This window comes from Aeromonas sp. 604176 (assembly GCF_049170755.1).
GTDB classification, from domain to species: domain Bacteria; phylum Pseudomonadota; class Gammaproteobacteria; order Enterobacterales; family Aeromonadaceae; genus Aeromonas; species Aeromonas veronii_A.
This window is the reverse complement of record NZ_JAAKNE010000161.1, coordinates 1-7242: the sequence shown is the minus strand read 5'-3', so window position 1 is coordinate 7242 and position 7242 is coordinate 1. Positions and strand designations below refer to the sequence as shown.

The 7242-nt window shown below is 59.8% G+C and carries 7 protein-coding genes and 1 pseudogene; 3 read left to right on the top strand and 5 right to left on the bottom strand.

Features of this window, described 5'->3' with window-relative positions; translation table 11 throughout:
• Window positions 1–256 (top strand): annotated as a pseudogene (locus tag G5358_RS19520) (RNA helicase); the annotation flags it as partial.
• 118 nt (window positions 257–374) lie between these two features.
• On the opposite strand, the gene G5358_RS19515 reads toward G5358_RS19520, so the two are convergent.
• The 5 genes from G5358_RS19515 to cra all read right to left on the bottom strand — a co-directional run bounded on the left by G5358_RS19515 (window position 375) and on the right by cra (window position 5295).
• Window positions 375–1025 (bottom strand): hypothetical protein, encoded by a 651-nt coding sequence (locus G5358_RS19515; protein WP_421324739.1) that lies wholly within the window; start codon window positions 1023–1025, stop codon window positions 375–377.
• Between the two features lie 116 nt (window positions 1026–1141).
• A complete protein-coding gene (locus tag G5358_RS19510; protein WP_021230153.1) occupies window positions 1142–1528 on the bottom strand; it encodes an MAPEG family protein in 387 nt (128 codons plus the stop codon).
• A gap of 219 nt (window positions 1529–1747) precedes the next feature.
• Window positions 1748–2305 (bottom strand): hypothetical protein, encoded by a 558-nt coding sequence (locus G5358_RS19505; protein WP_323894563.1) that lies wholly within the window; start codon window positions 2303–2305, stop codon window positions 1748–1750.
• Between the two features lie 251 nt (window positions 2306–2556).
• A complete protein-coding gene (locus G5358_RS19500; protein WP_421173217.1) occupies window positions 2557–3750 on the bottom strand; it encodes an aromatic amino acid transport family protein in 1194 nt (397 codons plus the stop codon).
• A 558-nt stretch (window positions 3751–4308) separates the two neighbouring features.
• A complete protein-coding gene (gene cra, locus G5358_RS19495; protein ID WP_421324738.1) occupies window positions 4309–5295 on the bottom strand; it encodes a catabolite repressor/activator in 987 nt (328 codons plus the stop codon).
• Window positions 5296–5591: 296 nt separating this feature from the next.
• On the opposite strand from cra, the gene fruB reads away from it, so the two are divergent.
• Window positions 5592–6707 (top strand): fused PTS fructose transporter subunit IIA/HPr protein, encoded by a 1116-nt coding sequence (fruB, locus tag G5358_RS19490; RefSeq protein ID WP_421204886.1) that lies wholly within the window; start codon window positions 5592–5594, stop codon window positions 6705–6707.
• A partial coding sequence (locus G5358_RS19485; protein ID WP_421324737.1) for a 1-phosphofructokinase family hexose kinase occupies window positions 6707–7242 on the top strand: 536 nt, incomplete at its 3' end. The genes fruB and G5358_RS19485, both read left to right, overlap by 1 nt.

Here is a 7242-nt window from a genome sequence, read left to right as displayed (position 1 = left end):
CAACATCGCCCGTGGTATCGGCGCGCCGCTGCGCAAAGAGCCGCGCGATCCGAGTGAGCAGCGCCGTGCGCCGCGTCAGCAAGGTCAAGGCCAGCGTCAGGGTGCCGCTCGCTCCGGCAACAATGGTGGCAACGCAGGCGCTAACCGCTCCGGCAACGGCGGCAAGCCCAAGCCCCAGGGGGGTCAGCGTCCGGCTGAGGGCGCTGGCAAACCGGCTCAGGCCCGTCGTCCACGTCGCTCTACCCACAACCAGTAATCGGCTTGGGAGCTTGACTCCCCAGCTATGCGGTTGACTGAAAAGCCCTGCCAATCTGGCAGGGCTTTTTGTTTTTTCAGCCATGTAATCGGCACTGTGTGGTGCTGCGAGAACCGCGCTAGATGGCGGAGAGGTACTGCTTTTGCATCGCCAGCCAGCGGCCGTTATTGATAAACGCCAGCTGTACCTTGAGCAGGGCTGCAATTTCCGCCCGGTGCTTTTTATCGAGATAGAGAAAGACCTGCTCTTTGGTGATCTTCTGCCAGGGGGATGCCAGTGCAGGTTGAGAGGCGGGGCGCATCTTGATGAGCCAGTCCACTTTGCCTCGATGCAGTTGGGCAAGCCCCTGCTTCTCATCGTTCAACCAGATGACCTGATAGTTGCCGAGGAAGCGTTCGCACCACTGGATGCCACGCAGGCAGCCAATCACGGTACCCTCGGCAGGGGGCCAGTTCGGGTTATCCCTTGGCTGACCATAAATCGCCGCCTCCGAGATGGGGGCACCGATCTGCAGCGAGTGGGGATAGGTCTGATCAAAGCCCTTGATCCGGGCCATATCGCCATCGACGGCATGGTCAGCCTCAATCAACTTTTCGCAGCGGGCATAGGAGCAGGGGATCAACTGAAAGTCGATGCCGGCCCGGCCAAACCAGTCATGAATAAAAGGGCGCAATATCGCAGTGTGCTCGACCGCTGCCGCCAGCTTTAGCGGGGTTGCGTGGGCAACGGGAGTCAGCCCGACAAGCAGTAACCAGCCAATCCACTTCATATAGCACTCCTGAATCGGGCTTGTTCAAGCAGAACTGTTGCGACTATCTGTGCAGTGAAGAATAGCCGATAGGGATGGCTGCCAGACCGCTTCGGCAGCTATTCGTGACGGCCAGGTCAGGGGAGCAGCGCCGTGATCAGGATATGGGCAGCGCTCACCAAGATCACCGTGAAGGTCAGCCCCATTCCCGCCACCCGATAACGGAAGTTCTCCGGCGTGCGGCTCATGCCAAATGCATGACAGAGGCGGCCAAGCAGCAAGGCGCTCCCCAGCAAATGAACCAGCCAGGGGGCATGGCTGCCGGTTTCAACGAAATAGATCAGCAGCAGGGCGAGGGGGACATACTCGGCAAAGTTGGCATGCACCCGCATGGCGCGCAACATGGCGGGGTCATCCCCATGCCCCAGCGCCACCTTGCGACTGTGGCGGGTGCGAATGGTACGAATGCTCAGCAACACAAACAGCAGCGCGAGCAGGGCCGCGTAAACAGGCAGTATGGTCATGGTATCTGGCTCCTTGTGTGATGATATCGAGTAGCTGGTGTTCAAAGACGCGATATTGCTCGGCATCTCAATGGTTTGCCTTGAGGGTAGCAGCAAACTGCGTTAGCACGACCGTCATCTATTCACTTGCCATCTGCCAAGCACAGGCGCAAAAAAACAGCCCTGCCGAGGTGGCAGGGCTGTATTTTGACCGTGTTGATGGTGGGCTGCGCCCCGTCATTACCCCTCGTAAGGGAGGGAGGAGTGGTGCAGCACGATGCGCACCTTGCCATCATCCCCCTTCTTGAAACCCCAGGTCTTGTCGACCGTGGTCTCCTTGTTATCGCGATCCACCAGATGAACCTTGCCCATGGTTAGCGCCATGTCGCCGTTGATATAGACGGCGGCATTGTCATAGCGATAGCCCTGCCAGTTTTTCAGGGCGAACCCTTTGTCGGTGGGGTAGGCGCTGTTGTTGCCGACAAAGTAGGCCAGCGCCCCCTCGCGGTTGGTACGAAAGGTCTGCTCGCCACCGGCAAGGGTGGGTTTGAACAGCACTGGCCCCTGCTGGTAGCCATAAGCGCTGTCGAGCACCGACTCGGCGGTCGCCTTGGCGCGCTCAATCCCACCGGCGCGATAGTCATCGCTGATCTTGATGAGCGCCGCGCCCCAACCATCCTGCGCGGCCTTGATCTCCGCCTCGGTAATATTGTTGTTGGCGATTTCGGCCGCGCTGAGGGCGCCGCTGGCTGCCAGCAGAACAAGGGCAAGGGAACTCTTCGTGAGATGCAACATCATTGTTTTCAAACTCCTGATAGCGATAAACGAGCGGGCAGTGTAGCGAGCGGGCATGAACGGGTTTTGAACTGATTATTCAGGGTTAGGTAGTAAAAAGGCGGTATATAGCTGAAGGTTTGGGTGTTTGTTTGGTAAGGGTCGTACTCTTAATTAATGGCGGATGCCTGTATCCAACTTGATTTCTTTTCCTACAAAAAGCCCCGCCAAGTTAATTGGTGGGGCTTTGCTATTTGGGCATTCAGTATCGGGGATTACAGCGCTGGCAGCATTCCAAGGCTGACGCTGATCTGTACGCCAACAATCAGCACACCCATGGCGCCAGCCACTCCCAGCGCTACCACGCCACCCGGGGCGCGGTAGTGGTGGGCGGGGACCTGTTTGCGGCTCTGCCACACCAGCGCTACCGGCAGCAGTACCGCGAGGATCGCCAGCGCAATGGCAGCGTAGCCGAGGGCCATGATAAAGCCCTGCGGGAAGTAGAGGGCAAACAGCAATGGCGGCACAAAGGTGATCAGGCCAGTCTGGGTGCGGCCCTGCCAGTTGTCCTTGCGGCGGGTCACCTTGGCCATAAAGTCAAACAGTCCCAGCGTTACCCCGAGGAAGGAGGTGGCGAGCGCCAGGTCGGCAAACAAGTGCATCGCCTGATTAAACACAGGCCAGCTCACCAGTTTGCCGACGTTTGCCAGCAGGCTGTCCAGCGCACCACCGGTTTGCAGCAGGGCTTGTTGGCCGAGCAAACCAAGGATCGCTACCTGCCACAGCACGTAGAGGATCAGCGGCAGGGCTGAGCCCCAGACAAAGACCCGACGCAGCTGTTTTGGGCAGTCACCAAGGTAGAGCATCACACTCGGAATGGAGCCGTGAAAGCCGAACGAGGTGAAGATAACCGGCAGGCCCGCCAGCAACAGGCCCTGACCCAGCGGCATCGAAAGTAGATGCTGCCCTTCGGTGCGGGGCAGCAGCAACGCCAGCACCACCACCATGATCACCAGTTTGACGGTGAACATCAGCCGGTTGAGGTAATCCACCGAGCGGGTGCCGACACAGACCATGCCGCCAAACAGCAGGGTAAAGGCCCAGGCGGCCTGCTCTTGGCTGAGGGTCATGCCGGCATCGATCAGCGCCTGTGCCAGCAGGCTGCTGCCGCCGCTGATGTAGGCGGAGGCCAGCGAGTAGAACAGCATCAGGATACAGAAGGAGGCGATACGCTTGCCCCAGGGGCCGAGCAGATGGTCCGCCAGCTGGTGCAGGTACCATTTGCCGGTGTTGAGGCTTGCCTCTACTTGCAGCATGGCGGTAAAGGCCATCAGGGCCCAGAGGCCGACCATCAACATCAGGGTGGCGGGGCCGCCGAGGGAGGAGGAGGCCAGCGGCAGGGCCAGCATGCCGGCACCTATGGTGGTGCCGGCAATCAACAGGGTACAACCCAGAGTTTTGGTATTCATGTTATCCATCCGAACATAGCGGTATCAGTGCAAACAGGCGATGTCAGCAGTGACGTCAACAAGAGGGGGCCGATTGGCGTTATCAGAAGGTGCCTCCGGTGATAGGGCCGGAGGCTAGCAATATCGGAACGGGAACATCTGTACCTAAAACCTGTCAGTTGTAAAAGATGGTTGCCACGTTAGCGGATCAAAATAGCGGAAACAACCCCCTTTATACGGATCTTGTGCTGGCTTGTAGCAATAAGTGGAAATAAATGATGACAGTGATGGCTAATTGCAGAAAAAAGCACCGAGAAAATGACTGGCAGGGGCTCATTGATACAGGTCAGCCAAGTGGTTGCAGCACGGATGGGGGAGTGCCTTGTCGTGGCGTTGGCGTTTAGTTGCGGGGTGAAAGGAGTGTGGAGGCCGGTTGTTTAGTCGGCCAGACGGTAGAGAAAGCAAAGCGGGCGGGTAGGGTTGTGGGGGAAAACAATAAGGCTGCCGATGCCGGCAGCCTTATTGTCATCTGTTCGCTTTACCACCCATTGACAGCAAATCGGGTCTGCTGCGGTCAGGTTAGCGACGGCGCTTGAGGGTGCGGCTCACATAGTGCAGCCCGTTCTCGTAGTCGCCGTTCACCGCCTTGAGTGCCAGCTCCAGCGCCTGGCTCGCCAGCGCGTCGTGCTGCTGGGGCAGGGAGTTGATGCCAAAGGGGAGGAAGTCGAGTAGGCGATCGTCCCCGAAGGTGGCCATGGCAAGCTTGCTCATATCGATCTCTTGCTCCAATAGATAGTCCAGCACCCCCTCCATCAGGATATAGGAAGTAGTGATCAGCGCTTCGGGCAGCTGACCCAGCTGCTGATGCAGATCCTTGATCAGGCGATACCCCTCAAGGCGGGAGAAGTGATCCCCCTCGCACAGGTGGCGAGTCGCGCTATGACTGGCGACCGCCTGCTCGAAACCGGCTTTTCGCTCCTGACTGATCGTGAGTGCTGGCAGCGCGGTGATCAAGGCGATATGGCGCAGAGTCGGGGTGAGCAGGGAGCTGGTGAGATCAAAGCTTGCCTTCTCGTTTTCACTGGCGACGGTGACAAACTTGTCGGCTGCCATCGCCCGGTCGATGGCGAGGATTTGGCTGCCTTGCGCCTGCAATTTACCGTAGAAGGGGTCGTCCGGCGGCAGGCAGCTGGCCACCAGCAGGGCATCCACATGACGGCTCACCAGCATCTGGGCCAGCTCTTTTTCTGTGGCGGGCTCATCTTCAGAGCAGACGATGAGCAGCTGATAGCCCTGCGCCCGCGCTCCCTGCTCCAGCCGCTTGGCCAGCTTGGCGTAACTGGCGTTCTCAAGGTCGGGCAGGATAAAGCCGAGGGTCTTGGTCTGGCCGCCACGCAGGGAGGCGGCGCGGCTGTCCGGCTGATAGTTATGGGCGGTGACAACGGCCATCACCTTGTCGCGGGTGGCCTGACTGATGCGGTATTGGTCGGCCTTGCCATTGATCACATAGCTTGCCGTGGTGCGCGAGACACCGGCGAGGGCGGCGATTTCATCCAGTTTCATCATATTGGCTCTGTTTGAGTTGCAAGGCCCACGGTCACTGCCGGGTGAGGGCACCGAAAAGTGTGCGCGGGATCATATCATTGAAAAGCACTCTTTGTGGGTACTTGATCAATTCGCTGAAACGATTCAGTCTGAGTGTAAGTGAAACGATTCAGCCTGTCAGCAACGAAGAGACCCAGTGGCCTGAAAATCAGGCCCCGATCACAGTGAACCGTGTTCAGGTCTATTGTCAGCTGGCGAGTTATCCGAATGTTCAATTGTGACGTACCGGCGTGGCCGGAACCTGATGGAGAGTCTCTATGTTGAAGTTGGCGCGAGAGCAGATCTTGCTGGGGCAGTCGGTGGCGACCAAGTCGGACGCCATTGCCCTGCTGGCAGGCAAACTGACCGAAGCCGGTCTGGTGGAAGCGGGCTATGTGGATGGGATGCTGGCCCGTGAAGCGCAGCATGCCACCTATCTTGGCAGCGGCATCGCCATTCCCCACGGCACCACCGATACCCGTCATCTGGTGAAGAGCACAGGCGTCATGGTGGCCCAGTTCCCCAATGGTATCGAGTGGGATGAGGGGCAGATCGCCTATGTCGCCATCGGCATCGCCGCCAAGTCCGACGAGCATCTGGGCATTTTGCGCCAGCTTACCCATGTGCTGGGTGACGAGCAGGCGGCAGCTCAGCTCAAAGAGGCCACCGATGCCGACACCATCATCAACATCCTGACCGGCGCCACTGCCGCCAAAGAGGTGCAATACCTGACCCTGGCTGACTTCCCGGCCGATGATCGCGATCAACTGCTGCTGGGAGCAGCCGCCCGCGCCAAATCGGCGGGCTGGGGCGATGCCGCCATGGTGAGCGCGCTGCTGGCAAGCGAACCTGCCTATCTGGGCGAGGGCGTCTGGCTCGCCCGCGCCAATGTTCAGCAAACAGCATCGGCCCAGACTGGCTGGGTGCTGGCCACCCCGAGCAGCGAACTTCGCGCAGGGGAGCTGCCGGTCAGCGCCATGCTGCTGCTGTGCGCCGCAGATAGCAGCCATCTGCCGCAACTGGAGAATCTGGCCAAACTGGCGGCTGCCGGCCAACTCGCTACGCTGGCGGGCGGCGAGGGACTGGCCATGCTGCAAGCAGGCCCCGCGAGCGGTCTTTCCGAAACCTTCACCATCATCAATCCCCACGGCTTGCACGCTCGTCCCGGCGCCATGCTGGTCAAGGTGGCCAAAGAGTTTGAATCCGACATCCGGGTGGCCAATCTGGATGGCAGCGGCGAAGCGGTTTCCGCCAAGAGCCTGATGAAAGTGATCGGTCTTGGGGTCAAATGCGGGCACCGTCTGGCGTTTCGCGCCGAAGGGGCTGATGCCGAAGCGGCTCTCAAGGGGATCGGTGAGGCCATCGCCGCTGGTCTCGGCGAGGGGGCGCATTAATGAAGATTGTTACCATCACCCTCAATCCGGCCCTTGATCTCACTACTCGCCTCGAGGCGATGAGCCTCGGTGAGGTCAATCTGGTGAGCGAGGCCAACCTGCGTGCCGCAGGCAAGGGGATCAACGTCGCCATGGTGCTCAAGGACTTGGGCCGCGAGGTGGGCGTCACCGGCTGGCTGGGCGCAGACAATGAGCAGAGCTTTGTCTCCCTGTTTGCAGAGCGTGCGCTGGATGATCACTTTGTGCGCGTCGCGGGCAGCACCCGCATCAACGTCAAGATCTCCGAGCAATCCGGTCGGGTCACCGATCTCAACCTGCCGGGGCTCACCATCCAGCAAGGGGAGGTGAGCGCGCTGGAGCAGGCCATCGACCAATTGGCTGCGCATGCAGAGTGGTTCGTGCTGGCGGGCAGCCTGCCCAAAGGGGTGGCTCCCGATTACTGCGCCCATCTGATCCGTCTGCTCAAGGCCAAGGGCAAGCAGGTGATCTTCGATTGCAGCGGCGCGGCCTTAAGCGAAGGGATCAAGGCAGCGCC